The following is a 15,996-nucleotide window of genomic DNA, read 5'->3' as shown; positions in this document are numbered from 1 at the left end:
CACCGCGATGATGGCCTTGCTGGACACGTTGCGGCTGGCGTTCGGGACGTTCGTCTCCAACCCGCTGCGCTCCTTCCTGACGCTCTTGGGCATCGTCATCGGCGCCACCACGGTGGTGGCGATGATGGGGCTCATCGAGGGCCTGCGGAACCAGGTGAACGAGAACCTGTCCGAGCTGGGCGCCAACTGCTTCCAGGTGCAGCGGCTGCCCTTCGGCGCGGGCAACCTGTCCCTGGCGGAGCTGTCGCGCCGGCCCCGGTTCACCTTCGAGGACCTGGACGCCATCCGCGAGCTGCCCTCGGTGCTGACGGCGGCGGGGGAGGACTCCAAGGGTGGACAGAAGCTGTCCACGCAGCAGCGCGAGACGCGCGCCAACATCGGCGTGTGGTCCGGGACGCCGGAGTACTTCCAGACGAACTCCGTGGTGGTGGCCACCGGCCGCGCCTTCACGGACACCGAGTACCTGGATGGCCGGCGCGTCGCGGTCATCGGGCCGGATTTGGCGGACACGCTGTGGCCGGGGATGGAGCCGTTGGGGCAGACGTTCCGCCTGCAGGGCCGCAACTTCACGGTGGTGGGGACGACGAAGCGCAAGGGCAGCTTCCTGGGCGGTGGCGGCCAGGACAACACGGTGATGATGCCGCTGACGGCGTTCCGTCCGCTGTACGGCCTGAACAACTTCCGGGTGAGCGTGCAGGCGCACTCGGCGGAGGTGCTGAAGCGGGCGCAGGACGAGGTGACGGTGCTGATGCGGCGGCGTCACGGGCTGAAGCCGCTGGAGGCGGACGACTTCTTCGTGTTCTCCAACGAGAGCTCCACGGAGATGTTCAACAACATCTCCCAGGTGATTTCCGTGGCCAGCTTCGGCGTGTGCCTGCTGTCGCTCCTGGTGGGCGGCATCGGCATCCTGAACATCATGTTGGTGGCGGTGACGGAGCGGACCCGGGAGATTGGAATCCGCAAGGCGCTGGGCGCGAAGAAGCGGCGCATCCTCGCGCAGTTCGCCACGGAGGCGGTGGTGCTGTCGCTGACCGGCGGAGTGCTGGGAGTCGCCCTGGGTGTGGGGCTGGCGCACCTGGCGCGCTGGGTGCTCGGCCTGCCCACCGAGGTGCCGGGTTGGGCGGTGGGCGTGGCCCTGGCGATGAGCAGCGGCGTGGGGCTGGGGTTCGGAATCTATCCGGCCGCTCGCGCCGCGAAGCTGGACCCCGTGGAGGCGATGCGCACGGAGTAATGCGCCACCCGCAGTCCCGCCGTGTCCCACGAAAAGGGGCCCCGCCCGCGTACAGCGGACAGGGCCCCTTTGAACGTCTAGACCCCGGGAATTACGGGCAGGGGCCGGTGCAGATGAGCTGGCCGGTGATGGGGTGCTTGTAACAGAACGGAGCGCACTCGGACTTGGGGGCCTCGGTCGTGAAACCGGTGGTCACACCAAAGACAGCGACGAGCGCGGTGAGGGCGGCAGCAACACGGAGGTTCTTGAGAGCCGACATGGGGGTGTGTCTCCAGACTGCGTGTCTGTACGGCCCGGCAAGCATGGTATTGAACGCAATTGATAACAACTAAGAAATCAAGAATAGCTCTGGGCGTGTGGCTTTGCCGGAAAGACTCGCACGCAGCGAGCCGGTGAGACATCGCTGCTCAAAGCGGTGGTGTGGCGCGCTTGTAACTATCGAGTGTGTTGGTTGGAGCGAGGCCCACCGCCGGCCCATTGGTAGCCGAGGGTCGCACCCGCGCCGATGAGGGCGAGGCCGATGAGGGCGCGTGCGCTCTTGAGGCGGGTGCTGGGCTCGGCCAGCTTGGACAGCAGGCCGTCGACAGCGGCGGCGAGCAGGGTGCCCGCGGCCGCGCCGCCGAGTGCTCCGAGGTAGGCGTCGGTCTGGTCCTGGCTGCGTCCGAAGGCGAGCTCGCCCATTCCCCAGGTGCCGAGCGCGGCGAGGGGCGGGGTGAACAGGAGTCCTCCGCCGAATGCGGCGACTTCCAGGTCCGCCCAGCGTCCTCCGCCCGGCGTGGTGGGTCGGAGGAAGAGCAGGCGTGAGGGCAGGTAGCCCGCGAGCATTCCAGCGGCGGTCTCCGACGCGGTGGCGCCCAGGCGTGTGTCACCGCCGACGCGCGTCGCGCCCCACACGCCACCGAGTGGCAGCAGGGCCAGTCCTCCGTGGGCGACCCATGCGCCCGTGGACAGCGGGAGGTCTTCCGGGGCCGAGGGGACGGGGACACCGCTCATGCCGGGCAGGCGCGTTCCGTCGGGGCTTGCCGCGGAGGTGGTGTCGTCGCGGAGGGAGAGGGCGCTTCGTGGGTCGTGCGGCGCGCGCGGCCCCTCGGCGTTCGTATCGCGCGGATCCGTTCGTCGCAGCGGTGCGTCCGCGGCGAAGTGGCCTGGTGACGCGGACGCGGAGGGGGTTCCGAGCAGGAGCGCGAGGAGCCAGGTGCTCAGGAGGAAACGTGCTCTCGGAGGCGGTCTTGGCATGGGGCTCGCGGGCCGGGTGCGGACGAGGAGGGTGCTCACTCGCGGGCCCTGGCTCCACCGGGCACATGGCCCGAGTGCCCTGCGTCGCACACTGTGCTCGTCCCGAGGTGTTGGCGGCTGGACGGCCCGGGGTGTGTCCGGTGGCAGGTGCCGACCGGGCGGGGAGCCACTAGCTTCGGACGGTGAAGCTGGCCTGCTCCGTGCTCTTCGCGTTGCTCGTCGCCGGGTGCCCTGCTCCGAACCACCGGCATGACCTCCGGCTGCGCTCTCTGCCCACCGGAGCGGGAGAGACGCGCTCGCTCGCGTTCTTCCAGTCGCTCGGTGTTCCGCTGGCCCCCGGGCATGGCGTGGAGCTGGTGGAGAACGGGCACGTGTTCGACGTGCTCGAAGCGGAGATTCGCGCCGCGCGCTCCAGCATCCACATCGCCAGCTACATCTGGCGTCCGGGAGAGCCGTCGGAGCAGTTGGTGCGCGCGATTCGCGAGCGGCATCCCGGCGTGGCGTGTCGCGTGTTGGTGGACCCGCTGGGCAGCGTCAACTTCGAGCCCGTGGGGATGGAGCTGTCGAACGCGGGCTGCGAGGTGCGCGTCTTCCGGCCGATGCAGGGAGCGCTGCCGTCACTCGATGCGGCGCGCATCAAGACGCGCATGCACCGCAAGCTGGTGGTGCGTGATGGCGAGGTGGGTATCACCGGGGGCTTTGGCATCTGGAAGAGCTGGCTCGGTGATGCGGAGGGGGAGGAGTTCTGGCGGGACATGAGCGTGCGTGTCGAAGGGCCTGTCGTGCGGGACATGCAGGTGGCCTTCGCCCAGAACTGGCAGGAGGCGGGTGGGGACTTCCTTCCGGTGGAGGCGTTTCCGGAGCTCGCCGTGCGCGGTGGGGCTCGCGCGGGCTTCGTCGCGAGCACGCAGAACCGGTTCCTCTCCGACGCGCGGCGGATGACGTTGCTCACCATCGCGGCGGCGCGGCGGCGGCTGTGGATCGCCAACTCGTACTTCATCCCGTCCGAGGCCATCAGCGACATGCTGCTGGAGAAGGTGAAGCAGGGCGTGGACGTGCGCGTGGTGGTTCCCGGGCGTCATCACGACATCGCGCCCGTGCACGCGGCGCAGCGCGCGACGTATGCGCGGCTCCTGGAGGGCGGCGTGCGCATCTGGGAGTACGAGCTGTCGATGATGCACTCGAAGACGATGCTCGTGGACGAGGACCTGTCCGTGGTGGGCTCGACGAACCTGGACCCGCTGGCGCTGAGTACGTCGGACGAGTGCTCGCTGGTGGTGGAGGACGAGGCGCTGGCGGCACGGCTCGCCGCCGCGTTCGAGAAGGACCTGCGTCACTCGCGGGAGATTCACTGGGATGGGTGGCGCCGCCGCGGCCTGCTGCAGCGCCTGGGCGAACAACTCCCGGGGTTCATCGGCGACTATCTCTGACGAACCCAGGGTGAGCGGCGCGCGAGTGTGCTCCGGTCAGAAGCGGAAGGTGGCCGCCATCTGGACGAGGGGCTCCACTGCTTCCTGCTCCTCGACCTTCTCCAGCACGTCCGTGGTCTCGCAGATCATGAGGAAGCAGCGGGTGACCTCGCGCGTGGTCTCCGTCCGGGTATGCGTGGTCTGGGCTCCCGCGCTGACCGACAAGTGCCACCGGTCCCCGAATGGATGGGCGTAGCCCACGAGGCCACTCAGCGAGGTGCGGGTCCCCTCCGTGTTTTCGTCCAGGTCGAAGAGGGTGTGGCTCGCCTGCGCCGACACGAAGACACCCAGGAAGGACTGCTGACTGAAGTAGATGCGGCTGCCGAGCTGAAGGCCCACGGCTTTGATGTCCAGCCCCAGGTGCGTGCCGCCGAACACCGTCAAGGCTGGCTGCAACTGCTGCTCCATGTTCACCATGAACACGGGCGTTCGCGTGGGGCCCTCGTCCATTTCGAAGGAGTGGCCGTGAAACCCGAAGTGGAGCGCCGTGCCCCACGACGCGGTGTCCTGTCTCGTGTCTTCGATGAGCAGAGGCTCACGGGAGGTGTCGTCCTCCTGGGCGAAGGCCAGGCCCGGGATGACGAAGAGCGCGGTGAGGATGACGAGTCGACGGGTGTGGAAAATCATGGTGCCGCCCCCAGGCAAGCGGTGTGCCGGATGAAACCGCGCGAGATGACAACACCAGGGGTGCGCGGATTGCGCAGTGCTCTGCACAAGCGCGAAAGCCTCCTCGCCCTGCCGCGCTGGCCCGGTGGCAGGCACGGCCCCACCCGAGTCTTCGCTCAGCGTGAAGCCGCGTCGTCGGTGTCGCATGACTCGCTCACGTGCGCCCCAACCTCCGCTTAAGGGGCGGCCTGGAGCGGGACGCGGGGCGGAGGCACGTCACACGTGCGCGTGGTAATGGCTGCTCGCATGAGCATCCGGGACTTGGTGGGTAGGGCCGTCATCCGCGAGGCACGGCCCGAGGATGACGTGGCGGTGGGTGACTTGTTGATTGAAGCCTTCACCTCGCAGTACGCGAAGAAGCTCCCCGACGTCGTCTACACCGACGAGCGAAAGCGGGAGCTGCGGGACGTGGCCGCCCGTCGGAAGATCGCCACGTTGCTGGTGGCCGAGGTGGAGGGCGAAATCGTGGGCACCGTGGCCCTCTTCCCCCCGGATGCTCCTGGCTCCGAAGCCTGGCTGCCTCGCGCAGTGGACCTGCGAGGACTGGCCACCGCCGTGAAGTTCCATGGCTCCGGGCTGGCGCAGCTCCTGCTCGACTCCGCCGAGGCGATGGCTCGACGCTGGGATGTCGACGCCGTGTGCCTGCATGTCCGTCGCGGCGCGACCGGGGTTGTTCGTATGTACATGGCCCGTGGCTATCTGCGTGAGCCCTCGGGCGACCTCGACCTGCCCAGCGTGTACCTGGAGGCGTATGTGATGCGCTTCAAGGAGACCACGCACTAGCGAGCGCACCTTCGGGCTCGGAGCCGCGCGCTCGCTGCTTCGCGCCCGAGGGAGCCTGCTCCTCGCTGTATCGACTCCGGGTCTCGTGCCGCGCTCACTGCTGGAGCGCGTTCGCCCGAGCCCCGTTGAGTCGCCGCCCTGATGACCACGGTCATCAGCCCCCCGACGTCTGTCATCAGGCCCGCCCCTGTTTCGGGCTCGGCGTCTCGTACTTCCTCCGTGTTTCCAGGGGCTTGGCCTCCGAGGCCCTGCGTGGAGACCCTGGCACACCATGTGCTCAAGGGTCCTGCATCGGCTGACCTCACCCGGTCCCTTCGCCACCCATCCCCCGAGGAACATCGTCATGGCGCTCTCCCCCATCTCCCGCCCCGTTGGTTCCCTCTCCGCTCCTTCGCTCCCCGCCCGCACGGAGCTGTCGTCGCAGGCGATTCCCCCGCGCGCGAAGGAGTCCTCGGTCCAGTCGCTCTTCCAGAAGGATGGCTTCGAGTCTTCGGGTGGCCTCAAGAGCGCCGAGGGTCTCCAGCAGCTCGTGAAGATGCTCGCCGCGCAGGTGCAGTCCCTGGGCGAGCTGGCGCAGGCGCTCGGTGGCGACAAGGGCGGCCCGGGCAAGCTCGGCGACTCCGCTCCCCTGGGCCGGGTGGGCGGAGTGCGCAACCCTGGCTCGATGGGTGAGGGCGCGCCGCGCATGGGCGGGCTGGCGGATCAGGCTGTCGCGGGCGCTCAGCCGGCCGGGCTCGATTCCTTCGGCGGCATCCCGGACCTCGGTGGTGAGGGCTCGCAGTTCGGCGGCGTGCCCGACCTCGGTGGTGAAGGCTCGCAGTTCGGCGGCGTGCCCGACCTCGGTGGTGAAGGCTCGCAGTTCGGCGGTGTGCCGGACCTCGGTGGTGAGGGCTCGCAGTTCGGCGGTGTGCCCGACCTGGGCGCGGAGACGGGCATTCCGGACAGCATGCTGCCCCCGATGCCGGGCGCGCCCGTCCCCCAGCAGAAGGCCCTCGCCAGCACGCCCACCGAGCAGCCCGCAGCGGGCGCCACGCCGGTCGACGCGAGCCAGAAGGCCGCGCAGCCCAACGGCGTGAAGAAGGACGGCAACACGCTCACGCTCAACAACGACGGCGACAAGCCGATGACCGTGAACTTCACCCCCAACGCGGGCGAGAAGGCCGTCGACTCCGTCACCCTCCAGCCCGGCGAGAGCCGCACCGTGAAGTTCCCCGAGGGCTGGTCCGGCAACTTCCGCAGCGACGCCGGTGACGGCAAGAACGCCACGCTCGGTGAGGTGAAGTTCAACGGCGGAATGGGTCAGACCTACTACGACGTCAGCTACATCGAGGGCCACAACACCGCCATGACGATGCAGCCGGAGAGCGGTGGCCGGAAGTCGGGAACCCTCGACAACCTGCTCTCCTCCGCCCCCGACGCCGTGAAGGCCAAGGGACCGGACGGCTCCGCGTACGGCATCAAGAAGACCACCACCTCGGATGTGCAGGACTCGTCGGTGGTAGACTTCTTCCGCAAGCACGTCGGCGCGGACCAGGGCTACGTCATCCCCAAGGACGACGCGAGCACGCTGGGAAGTGGTGACAGCAACCTCGTTGTCCACCTGAAGAACCTGACCTGAGCCACCTCGACGCCCCCGCGTCAGCCCCCTCGCCCTCATGAGTGTCCGCTGGCCCCAGAATGTCCCCCGACCCGGGGTCCCCGCCCGGCAGGCCAGGGAAGAGGCCGCTCGCGAGCAGTCCAAGCCCGCTGAAGCCAGGTCCTCGAACAAGCCCGCCGCGAAGGGACCCACCGGGAAGCCTGCCACCGGAGGACGCGTCGGTGCCCGCCCCACCGAGGGCGACAAGGACAGCGCGCAGGGTGGCGTCCATCGCGATGGGATGGAGTCCGGCACCCAGCGCGGCTCCGCGGAGGGACTGGCCGGGGGTTCTCCTCGAGGGACTCCGGAAGGGCTGGCACCCGGCACCACCCGAGGCACCACCCCCTCCGCGCCCAACCCCCAGTCCCTTTCGAATCCCTCACAGGCGCCGCGACTCCCGGAAGAGAAGCTCGCGCGTCAGGCCCCCGCTGTCCCCACCGAGTCCCCGCGCGAGCGAGACGTCGCGGAAGAAGGAACCCGCGAGGACGCACGCGGCGCGCTCGAAGGCCGCGCCATGCTCCGCGGCGCCGTGCTGGAACGGCTGGTCCGAGGACTCACCGAGGTCGAACAGAAGCTGGCCACGTTCCTGGAGAACCCCGGCCGCCAGGGCGTCGTCACCCTCCCGGTGGTCCTCAGCGAGAGCTCCGTCACGTACGAGTTCTGGAGGCTCGTCAGCGTCCAGTCCGATGACCGGAACTTCCTGGCCCAATCGCTCGGCTTGCCCGTCACCGCCGACGACGCGCTGCTGCTCCAGACGCTCCGCCAGGAAATCCACGCGGCCTTCGATGAGTTCCAGCGCTCACCTTCCGGCAAGCAGGCCCGCGCGCGCTACGAAGAGGTGCTGACCCGCTACGAGGCCGCGCGAATCCAGCCCGTCATCTCCGGCCACGACACCGGACCGCTCGCGGCCGAGTGCGCCCGCCTCCAGCTTCCCTGCGAGCCGGAGTTCACCCGCTCGCTCCTGCTGTCGCCGCTGCAGCTCGCCGTCGCGCTGTCTCCCGAGGAGGGCACCGCGACGCAGGTCATGGTCGCCGGCCTGACGCTGACGCAGCTCGGCGCGCTGGTGGGCCACCTGCGCCGCCTCAATCCGATGCTCGGCAACGCGCAGGTGCGGCAGTTCCTCTTGCGCGCCGCCACGGACCTCAAGAACGCGCTGCGCAAGCCGTTGGGTGACGCGGAAGTGGAGCGCGTGCAGGAGCTGGCGAAACAGCTCCTGCGCCTCCAGGCCGTGGCGATGCTCCACGTCTGAAGCGACTCCCGCGCTCAGGCGCGGAACGACGAGGGACGCAGTGCCAGGTCCGCCACCGGGTCGAACCGCACGGAGGTGAACAGCGTCTCGGCCTCCGCTCGCGACCTCTCCGTCAGGAGGATTCGCGGGCGAAGTTCGACTTGGACCGGGAGCCACCGCCCTCGGTGTTGCCGAGCGCCGCGACCTTGTGGCCACCCTGCTCCGCGCGCTGCGCTTCGGTGGTGCCCTCGGCCTTGTCGATGACGAGCATTCCGCCGCCCTGGTGCTCGCGCCAGCTGGTGCCCACCGCGTCTTCCAGCTCGCCCGCATCCAGGGAGACAGTCTTGCCGGTGCCAGGGTCCTTCACCTTGTACTTGCCCTGGTCGTCCTTGCCATCCACGGTGACCCAGTGCGCGCGGCCCTTGCCGGCGTCCTTCAGCGACGGGTCCACCTTGTTGGAGTCCACCAGCACGGCGGCCTTGCCGTCGCGCTTCAGGGCCTCGTCCATCAGCCCCCGGTCGAACGTGGAGGCGCTCTGCGTCACCTGCGCGCCCTCGTGGGCAATCATGTTCGACAGCTCGTGCGCCGTCGTCCCGTTGCCGTCGGTGAAGCGCGACTCCAGGGCGTCCATGGTCTGCTGGTCCGACGCGGCGGCCGTCGTCCCGGTGCCCTTCGCCTTGCCCAGCATCACCGCCACCGCGGAGCCGCAGTTGGCGTCCTTGGTCTGCTCCAGGACCGACGGGTCCTTGTCCTCATCCCAGCCGCCCAGCGCCGGCGCGGCCTCGGCCATGTCCTTCACGCAGCTGACAATCCGGGCCGTTGCGGGGGAGACCTCGCCCGCGGCGGCGGGAGCGGTGAAGCGCTGGGACCAGGCCTGCCGGGAGGCTTCCTGCGCGCCGTACGCGTCAGCGGGCTGCTCTTCCAGCTTCGCGACGGGGGCGGCGGGCTGTGTCTCTGTCTCCGCCGAGGGGCCGGCGACGGGCACGCGCACGACTCCGGTGCGCGACTGCTCGACGGGGGTCCTCGCCAGGTTCGGGGGCAGGGTGACACTCACGGGGGGCTCCTGGGCACAGGGAGAGCGTGGAAGGCCAACCTACCCGGAAACCGGCCGGGCGTTAAGTCTCCCGCCCCGCATCCAGCTCGTGTTTGCGCAGCAGTTTCTTCAAGTAGACACGGTCGATGTCCGCCTCGCGGGAAGCGCGGGAGATATTGCCCTCGCAGCGCTCCAGGAGGTTCTTCAGGTAGTCGCGCTCGAACCCCTCGATGAGCCGCTCCTTGGCCTCCTTGAAGGGCAGGTCCAGCTCGACCTTGGTGCTCCCCTCGCCGGAGGACTCCAAATCCGGCAGGGCCTCCTCGCCCAGGTTCATCACCTGCTCCACCACGTTGCGCAGCTCGCGCACGTTGCCGGGCCAGGGGTACTGGGCGAGCAGCGCGCGCGTCTGGTCCGACAGCGCGCTGGGCGGACGGCCCGTCGTCTGGAGCATGTGGTCGATGAGCACCGGGATGTCCTCCGGGCGCTCGCGCAGGGGCGGCAGGCTCACGCGCAGCACGGCGAGCCGGTGGAACAAGTCCCGGCGGAACTTCCCCTGCGTCACCGCCTGCTCCAGATTCACGTGCGTGGCGGCCACCACGCGCATGTTCACCGTCTGGTAGTCGTTGGCGCCCACGCGCTTCACCTGCCGGCGCTCCAGCACGCGCAACAGGCGAGGCTGAAGCTCCAGCGGCAGCTCGCCCACTTCGTCCAGGAAGACGGTGCCATTCTGCGCGCGCTCGAAGGCGCCCGCGCGGTCTCCCTGCGCGCTGGTGAAGGCGCCCTTCACGTGGCCGAACAGCTCGCTCTCGATGAGCGTGGGCGGCACACCCGCCAGGTCCACGATGACGAAGGGGCCCTTCTTGCGCGGGCTCTGCTGGTGGATGGCCTCCGCGCACAAGTCCTTGCCCGTGCCCGTCTCGCCCTGGATGAGCACGTCCGCGCCGCCGGGGGCCAGCCGCTCCAGCAGCGTGAAGGCCTCGCGCATCTTCCGGCTGTTGCCCACCAGCGCGCCGAAGCGGTCCTTCGAGGACAGCAGCACCGAGCGCTCGCGGGTGTCCTCCGGAATCAGCTTCAGCTCGGTGGTGCCCAGGGTGATGACGATGCCGGGGCGCAGCTCCAGGGACGTGAAGCGCAGCCGCTCGCAGAAGGAGCCGTTGTGCGAGTCCAGGTCCGTGGCCACCACGTGCTCGTCATGCACCTCCAGGCGGAGGTGCTGGCGTGACACAGCCTTGTCATCCAGGACGATGTCGCACGTGGGGGCCTTGCCCACGGTGTACACGCCCTGTTTGAGCGGATGCACCTTGCCGGAGTCAGGGCCCGAGAGGACCTTGAGAACCATCTTCACCTGGCCGGCCCGGCCCCGCGTCAACGTGGCCGTGGCATCCAGGTTCATCTCGTCGTCATCCGGCGGCACTGACACCCCATGGACGGTAGCACGGCCCGGAAAGGCCGCCACCCGTCAGTCGCGTGCCTCATTTCCCGCGAGGGCGAGCAGGCTTCACACGGGCGGGCTTCACACGGGCGGGCTTCACGGGTGCGGGCACGGGCAGGGCCGCGAGGAAGGTGTCCACGTCCCCCACGCGTGTGTCCAGGCCCGCTTCCGTGAACCAGCCCCGGGCGCGCGTGGCCTCGCCCCGTGCCTCCGGGGACTGACCCGATTGGACCAGGGCCTTCGCCAGCGCGAAGCCGGACTCCGCCAGCGCATCTGGCGGCGCGGAAGCGAACGTCACCGCCAGACGCAGGGGCTCCACCGACTCACCCACGCGGCCCAGGCCCAGCAGGGCCTGCCCCACGCCGTCGTAGGACGGCTGGAGCTTCTCGTCGTCCGCGGGCAGTGTCTTGCGCTTGAGCGCGAGCGAACGCTCATAGGTCTTCAGCGCGTCCTCGAAGCGGCCCATGCCGAGCTGGCACATGCCCACCTCGTCGAGCGCCTCCGCGAACTTCGGGCTGTCCGCGCCGTAGATGGCCTGGAAGATGTCCGCCACAGACTGAGCATGTGGCAGCGCCTGGGCGTCCTGCTTCAGCTCGCGCAGCGTCATGGACAAGAGGCCATGGCGCCGGGCCACGTCCGGGTGCTGCGGGCCCATGGCGGCGGTGGTCTTCTGGAGCGCGTCCTCCATCAGCGCCAGCGCGCGCGTGGAGTCTCCGAGCGAGTGCACCACGTGCGCGAGGAGGAACGTCGTCCGCGCGCGCTTGGGGTGCTCGGCGGGCAGGGACTTCTCGTAGAGGACCTGGGCCTCCTCCACGCGGGTCTTCGCCTCCTCGTACAAGTCCTGGGAGATGGCGAGGTTGGCCTGGTTGACGCGCACGTCGCCCAGCAGCACCGGGTCTCCGCCCATCCGCTCCAGCGTGGCCTCCGCGAGGGAGCCCCAGCGGGCCGCGGGCTCGTAGTGCTTCAGCCCGTCCTCCACGAAGAGCAGCTTGTTGAGGGCGGTGACTTTCAGCCGGTCCGCGTGCCCTGCCTCCGCGTCGAACACGGCGCTCGACAGGAGCTTGGCGGCCTCGGGCGACTCGCCCACCTGCTCCAGCAGCCAGCCATTCAAGAAGCGCGTCTCCGCGCGCAGCGGCAGATAGCCCGTGGCCTCCACCGGCGCGACGAGCGCCTTCACCGCCTCCAGCGCCTGCGGATGCTTGCCGGCATCCATCCGCGCGCGGACGTGGGAGAGCTTCTCCTCCAGCAGTTCGATATCCGCGCGGCGCAGCGGGTCGGTGGGCATGCGCTGCCGCTCGGCCAGGGCCTCCGTGTCCTCGCATTCCCACAACGAGGGCAGGGCGAGCGCGGCGTCCAGGGACTTCTCCACCAGGGCCGCGTCCGCGCTCGACAGCAGCTCCACCGTGGCGCTGAAGTCCTTGCGGCGGCGCTCCAGACACACGAGCTGCCGGTCCAACTGCTCCTCGGGTTTGACGCCCTGCACGCGCGTGGCCTCGCACGCCTGCACGCGCTGGCGCTTCCACATGTCCGCGTAGTCGCCGAGCGCCCGTGACACGCTCTGGGCCATGCCTTCCGCGAAGGGCCTGCCCGTGGCCTGGAACGCGGTGGAGAGCTTCGCTTGCGTCGTGGGTGACCACACGTCGTCCATCCGCGCCCCGGCATCCACGCACACGCGCGACTGCTGCCACGCCGCGCCGCCCGTCAGCGCGAGCGTCGCGCCCAGCGCGCTGGCGGCCGTCACCCACCGACGCCGCAGCGTCCGGCGATGCTCCTGCGACAGCGCCTCCAGCAGCACGGCCATGGAGGCGAAGCGCGCGTCCGGCTCCAGCGACAGTCCGCGCAGCACGGCGTCGCGCACCCAGCCGGGCACCTTGGAGTCGCGCGGTGGCTCGCGCACGGCGGGGACCGGAATCGTCGCGGGCGAGGAGGGCACCGCCGAGGGCCGCTGTGCGCCCAGCGACTCCGTGCGCTCCGACTCGGCGCTGACGCTGGTGCTGGAGAAGGCATACGCCCGCAGGCTGCCGGGCTCGAAGGGGCGCGCGCCGAAGAGGGCGCCATAGAGCGCGGCGCAGAAGCTGAACTGGTCCGTGCGTCCGTCCAACGTCGTGCCCCGGAACTGCTCCGGGGACATGTAGTTGGGCGTGCCCACCAGCAGGCCGTCCTCGGTGAGCGTCGTCTCCAGCATGCGACGACCGGCCGAGGACGCCAGCGCCTCCCGCGTCTCCTCGGTCAGGGGCTCCTCTTCCTGGGGGAGGTCTCCCATCGTCCGCGCGAGGCCGAAGTCCGTCACGTAGACGCGGCCCGCGCGGCTCACCAGCACGTTGGCCGGCTTGAAGTCGCGGTGCACCAGCCCCGCGGCGTGCGCGGCCTCCAGGCCCCGGCCCGCCTCCACATAACGCGTCACGATTTCGCGCCAGGAGCGCGGCGACGCCTTCAGCCACGAGGCCAGCGTGCCGCCATCCACCAGCTCCATGGCCACGAAGACCTGGTCGCCCCACATGCCCACGTCGAAGACGGGGATGACGTTGGGGTGGGAGACGCGCGCCATGGCCTGCGCCTCGCGCAAGAGCCGGGAGCGCGCCTCCTCCGAGTGGTCATGGCGACCGTCCGGATGCAGCAGCTTGAGCGCCACCTTGCGGTCCAGGTCCGGGTCATAGGCGGCGTACACCACGCCCATGCCGCCCTGGCCCAGCCGCCGCAGCAGCAGATACCGCCCAATCTGGGAGAAGGGCGGCGCGGCGCGGCGCGCCTCGTCGGGCCCCGTACCGGAGAGGTCCTCCCCCGGCCCCGTGCCCGCGTCCCGCCCGCCTGTGTCTTTCCTCGTCATGTCTGGCGCACCTCGGGGCGGAGTGTAGCGAAGCTCTCGCTACAACCCGAGTTCTCCGCCGCCATGCGTCAGCGCCGCCTGGCTGCCTGAACGCTCAGGCTCGCAGCGGCAGGGTGAAGGCGAGCTGGAAGCGGGTGCCGGCGTGCTCGGGCCGGACGGTGGCGGTGACGTGGACGCCGTGGCCGTTGCCGGTGGAGACGACCTCGCCCTTGAGCTGGCCGTCCTCGGTGGCGCCCCGGAAGAGGAAGACCTCCGCGGCCTGCGAGAAGATGGAGGAGACCTCCGCGCTGCCGGAGCCGGGCGGGAGCTGGTCCCTTACCCATGTCGCGAAGCGGACGATTCGGCCGGTGAGCACCTGCGCGGGCAGGGGCACCGCGTAGCCGCCGCCGAACACCGTGGGGGCCGCGGCCAGCAGCACCGCGTCCGCGTTGCGCCCGCTGCCCAGGCCGAGCACGCCGTGCTCCTCCAGCTTCGCCTGCGCGCGGATGGGCAGGAAGACCTCGGTGGGGATGGACAGGCCCTTCTCGCGACCGGAGGGAATCTCCCACGTCGTCGGGGCGCGCACGCCTCCGGCCTGGCCGAAGATGCGCGCGAAGGCGCTGGTGTCGCGGAAGCTGGACGCGAGCATCGCCGCCACCGCGAGCGCGGGGCTGGTGAAGGCCGCGCGCTTCGCCCGGGCCTCGCTGGCCACGACGACGCGGTTGACGACGGCGCACAGCCACCGCGAGGACTCGTCCTGACGCAGCTCCGTCCACGACTCGGAGACCTGCTCCCGACCCTCCTCCAGGCCCAGGGACAGCTCGTCCGGAGACAGGCCCAACAGCGACGGCGCCACGGCGACGACGATGGGCAACTGCGCGCGCTCGCCCATCGCGGCCAGCCGGGCCAGCACCGCCACGTCATCGTTCGTGTCCACCACGAAGACGGCGTCGGGCCGGTCGAAGGGCTCGCTGGCGAGCGCGCCGTCCAGGACTCCGAGCAGGTCGCCGCGGCTCACGTCCAGCACCTCCACCGCCATGCCCGCGGCCGTGGGGCACTGGTCCACCAGCCACTTGAGGCCGCGCCACGCGGACTCCAACCGGGCCACGGGCTCCGCGATGAGCACGTCCGTCGCGCAGCGCAGCACCGTCTCGTCCAGCAAATCCCTCACGGACTTGCGCGCGGCGGTGGCGGGGGTGGACGTCGACGACGCGGAGGCCGGCGCGCGCGGGTTGAGGGCCTTCAAGAACGCATCGACGGCGCGGGACGCGGTGGCCGGCGAGCCAGGCTCGGACGCGGTGAGCAGCGTCTCCATCAGGGCCACGTCATCGGGCGTGGGCGTGGGCACGGGGGCGGGAGGGGGCGGAGGCGCGGCGTCACGCAGGGCCGCGGCGACGGCTTCGGGCAGGCGGCCCGGGCCGGTGATGGCCTCCACGCGCTTCGCCGCCTCCTCGGGCGACAGGGCGGGGGTGAGCTTGTCGCGCAGCGCGTGCAAGTCACGAAGCGCGGGGATGCGGGTGAGCACGTCGGCGACGCCGAAGTCGCGCAGCCGCTCGAACGACAGCTCCAGGGCGCAGGTGTCCTCGGCGCCGAGCCGGTCCGGGACGATGAAGCGCACGTGGCTGGAGGCCTTGGCGAGCTCGCTGGCGAAGGTGTCCGAGGTCACGTGGAAGCGACGACCCGAGGGCGTGGAGGAGAAGGCCCCGGCCACCAGCCACCGCACGCGCGCACCCTCTGCACTGCTTCCGCTCTGACTCATGCACCGCCCCATCCGTGAGTAAGGCGCCGCACGTTAGCGCGAGGCAGGTGTTCTTCGCGAAGGCCCGGCGGGGCACGGGCTTATGCGAGGTCTTCGGACCCGGGGGCTGGTTGCGGGGCTTCCCTGTCATGGGGCCCGCGTCACGAGGCCGTGCCGCATCGGTCCTCGGGGCATGTGGGCTTCGCCACGACCTCCCGGGTGGGGCGCTCCCGTCGGCGACGGGCCCCGCCGAGAGGGCGCTCCCATACCGCTTGCGTCGCCTCCACCCAGGCCTCAGCCTTCACCTCCCATGTCCATCCGCAAGGACTACATCGAGCGCCTCGTCGAGCAGTTCGCCGCCGCCCTGGCCCGGCTCCTCAAGGCCCGTCAGGAGAAGCGTTTCGCGGACGCGGCCCAACTCATGCGCTCCACCGCGCTCGACACACTGGGCATGGAGTACGACGCGCTGCTGATGGTGGATGCCGCCTCCACCTCGCGGATGCTCGGAGACCCCTTGCGAGTGAAGGTGCTGGCCCGGCTCGTGGCCGAGGACGGCGAACTGCACCAGGACCAGGGCGACACGCGGACCGCCACCGCGCGCTTCCACTACGCGCTCGCGCTGTATGCCGAATCACGCGCCCTGGGACGTCCCCACGACGACGAGGACACCGCCGTCCTCACCCGGTTGCGCGCCTGGCTCGGGCCCTCGGCGCGCGCTTGAAAGACAGCCCTCCCACC

The 15,996-nt window shown here is 70.4% G+C and carries 13 protein-coding genes; 6 read left to right on the top strand and 7 right to left on the bottom strand.

Translation table 11 applies throughout. The annotated features are described in order from the left end of the window. Window positions 1-7 precede the first annotated feature (7 nt). Complete coding sequence (locus HUA74_RS21445; protein ID WP_141643964.1) at window positions 8-1,231, top strand: ABC transporter permease; 1,224 nt, start codon at window positions 8-10, stop codon at window positions 1,229-1,231. 91 nt (window positions 1,232-1,322) lie between these two features. Here HUA74_RS21445 and HUA74_RS21440 read toward each other — a convergent pair whose 3' ends face one another. Both HUA74_RS21440 and HUA74_RS21435 read right to left on the bottom strand, forming a co-directional pair. After that, window positions 1,323-1,490: a hypothetical protein gene (locus tag HUA74_RS21440; protein WP_174456011.1), complete on the bottom strand. Its 168-nt coding sequence runs from the start codon at window positions 1,488-1,490 to the stop codon at window positions 1,323-1,325. A 176-nt stretch (window positions 1,491-1,666) separates the two neighbouring features. Further along, window positions 1,667-2,506, bottom strand: a complete 840-nt coding sequence (locus tag HUA74_RS21435; protein ID WP_371817281.1) for a hypothetical protein — start codon at window positions 2,504-2,506, stop codon at window positions 1,667-1,669. A gap of 143 nt (window positions 2,507-2,649) precedes the next feature. Here HUA74_RS21435 and HUA74_RS21430 point away from each other — a divergent pair, with 143 nt between their 5' ends. Further along, entirely contained in the window at window positions 2,650-3,897 is a 1,248-nt protein-coding gene (locus tag HUA74_RS21430; protein WP_141643965.1) for a phosphatidylserine/phosphatidylglycerophosphate/cardiolipin synthase family protein, read from the top strand. A 36-nt stretch (window positions 3,898-3,933) separates the two neighbouring features. Here the strand turns inward: HUA74_RS21430 and HUA74_RS21425 are convergent, their stop codons facing one another. After that, on the bottom strand, window positions 3,934-4,563 hold the full coding sequence (locus HUA74_RS21425; RefSeq protein ID WP_174456010.1) for a DUF3575 domain-containing protein: 630 nt from the start codon (window positions 4,561-4,563) through the stop codon (window positions 3,934-3,936). A gap of 285 nt (window positions 4,564-4,848) precedes the next feature. Between HUA74_RS21425 and HUA74_RS21420 the strand changes: the two genes are divergently transcribed. The 3 genes from HUA74_RS21420 (at window position 4,849) to HUA74_RS21410 (ending at window position 8,270) form a co-directional block, all read left to right on the top strand. Further along, the gene (locus HUA74_RS21420) at window positions 4,849-5,385 is read left to right on the top strand and encodes a GNAT family N-acetyltransferase (protein ID WP_141643967.1); all 537 of its coding nucleotides are present in this window, start codon (window positions 4,849-4,851) and stop codon (window positions 5,383-5,385) included. A gap of 271 nt (window positions 5,386-5,656) precedes the next feature. Next, a complete protein-coding gene (locus tag HUA74_RS45745; RefSeq protein WP_254625168.1) occupies window positions 5,657-7,003 on the top strand; it encodes a hypothetical protein in 1,347 nt (448 codons plus the stop codon). A gap of 37 nt (window positions 7,004-7,040) precedes the next feature. Further along, window positions 7,041-8,270, top strand: coding sequence for a hypothetical protein (locus tag HUA74_RS21410; protein ID WP_174456009.1), 1,230 nt, complete (start codon window positions 7,041-7,043; stop codon window positions 8,268-8,270). 112 nt (window positions 8,271-8,382) lie between these two features. On the opposite strand, the gene HUA74_RS21405 is transcribed toward HUA74_RS21410, so the two are convergent. From HUA74_RS21405 to HUA74_RS21390, 4 genes are all read right to left on the bottom strand, one after another. Next, window positions 8,383-9,303 carry a hypothetical protein gene (locus HUA74_RS21405; protein WP_174456008.1) on the bottom strand — a complete coding sequence of 307 codons (921 nt, stop codon included), beginning with the start codon at window positions 9,301-9,303 and terminating at the stop codon, window positions 8,383-8,385. A 61-nt stretch (window positions 9,304-9,364) separates the two neighbouring features. Next, window positions 9,365-10,675: a sigma 54-interacting transcriptional regulator gene (locus HUA74_RS21400; protein ID WP_174456007.1), complete on the bottom strand. Its 1,311-nt coding sequence runs from the start codon at window positions 10,673-10,675 to the stop codon at window positions 9,365-9,367. A gap of 79 nt (window positions 10,676-10,754) precedes the next feature. Further along, window positions 10,755-13,541, bottom strand: coding sequence for a serine/threonine-protein kinase (locus tag HUA74_RS21395; RefSeq protein WP_174456006.1), 2,787 nt, complete (start codon window positions 13,539-13,541; stop codon window positions 10,755-10,757). A 94-nt stretch (window positions 13,542-13,635) separates the two neighbouring features. Beyond that, complete coding sequence (locus tag HUA74_RS21390; RefSeq protein ID WP_174456005.1) at window positions 13,636-15,279, bottom strand: type VI secretion system contractile sheath domain-containing protein; 1,644 nt, start codon at window positions 15,277-15,279, stop codon at window positions 13,636-13,638. A 289-nt stretch (window positions 15,280-15,568) separates the two neighbouring features. On the opposite strand from HUA74_RS21390, the gene HUA74_RS21385 reads away from it, so the two are divergent. After that, window positions 15,569-15,979 (top strand): hypothetical protein, encoded by a 411-nt coding sequence (locus tag HUA74_RS21385; protein WP_141646703.1) that lies wholly within the window; start codon window positions 15,569-15,571, stop codon window positions 15,977-15,979. Window positions 15,980-15,996: the final 17 nt, after the last annotated feature.

It is taken from the genome of Myxococcus sp. CA051A (assembly GCF_013336705.1).
Lineage (GTDB): Bacteria > Myxococcota > Myxococcia > Myxococcales > Myxococcaceae > Myxococcus > Myxococcus llanfairpwllgwyngyllgogerychwyrndrobwllllantysiliogogogochensis.
The sequence above is the reverse complement of the archived record's forward strand: the minus strand, read 5'-3'. Positions and strand labels throughout refer to the sequence as shown.

What these genes read in the sequence shown, in the direction of transcription:
- HUA74_RS21445 (WP_141643964.1), top strand. Translation starts at nt 8, where the DNA reads ATGATGGCCTTGCTGGACACGTTGCGGCTGGCGTTCGGGACGTTCGTC.
- HUA74_RS21390 (WP_174456005.1), bottom strand. Translation starts at nt 15,279, where the DNA reads ATGAGTCAGAGCGGAAGCAGTGCAGAGGGTGCGCGCGTGCGGTGGCTG.
- HUA74_RS21385 (WP_141646703.1), top strand. Translation starts at nt 15,569, where the DNA reads ATGTCCATCCGCAAGGACTACATCGAGCGCCTCGTCGAGCAGTTCGCC.
- HUA74_RS21395 (WP_174456006.1), bottom strand. Translation starts at nt 13,541, where the DNA reads ATGACGAGGAAAGACACAGGCGGGCGGGACGCGGGCACGGGGCCGGGG.
- HUA74_RS21420 (WP_141643967.1), top strand. Translation starts at nt 4,849, where the DNA reads ATGAGCATCCGGGACTTGGTGGGTAGGGCCGTCATCCGCGAGGCACGG.
- HUA74_RS21400 (WP_174456007.1), bottom strand. Translation starts at nt 10,675, where the DNA reads ATGAACCTGGATGCCACGGCCACGTTGACGCGGGGCCGGGCCGGCCAG.
- HUA74_RS21440 (WP_174456011.1), bottom strand. Translation starts at nt 1,490, where the DNA reads ATGTCGGCTCTCAAGAACCTCCGTGTTGCTGCCGCCCTCACCGCGCTC.
- HUA74_RS45745 (WP_254625168.1), top strand. Translation starts at nt 5,657, where the DNA reads ATGTGCTCAAGGGTCCTGCATCGGCTGACCTCACCCGGTCCCTTCGCC.
- HUA74_RS21410 (WP_174456009.1), top strand. Translation starts at nt 7,041, where the DNA reads ATGAGTGTCCGCTGGCCCCAGAATGTCCCCCGACCCGGGGTCCCCGCC.
- HUA74_RS21425 (WP_174456010.1), bottom strand. Translation starts at nt 4,563, where the DNA reads ATGATTTTCCACACCCGTCGACTCGTCATCCTCACCGCGCTCTTCGTC.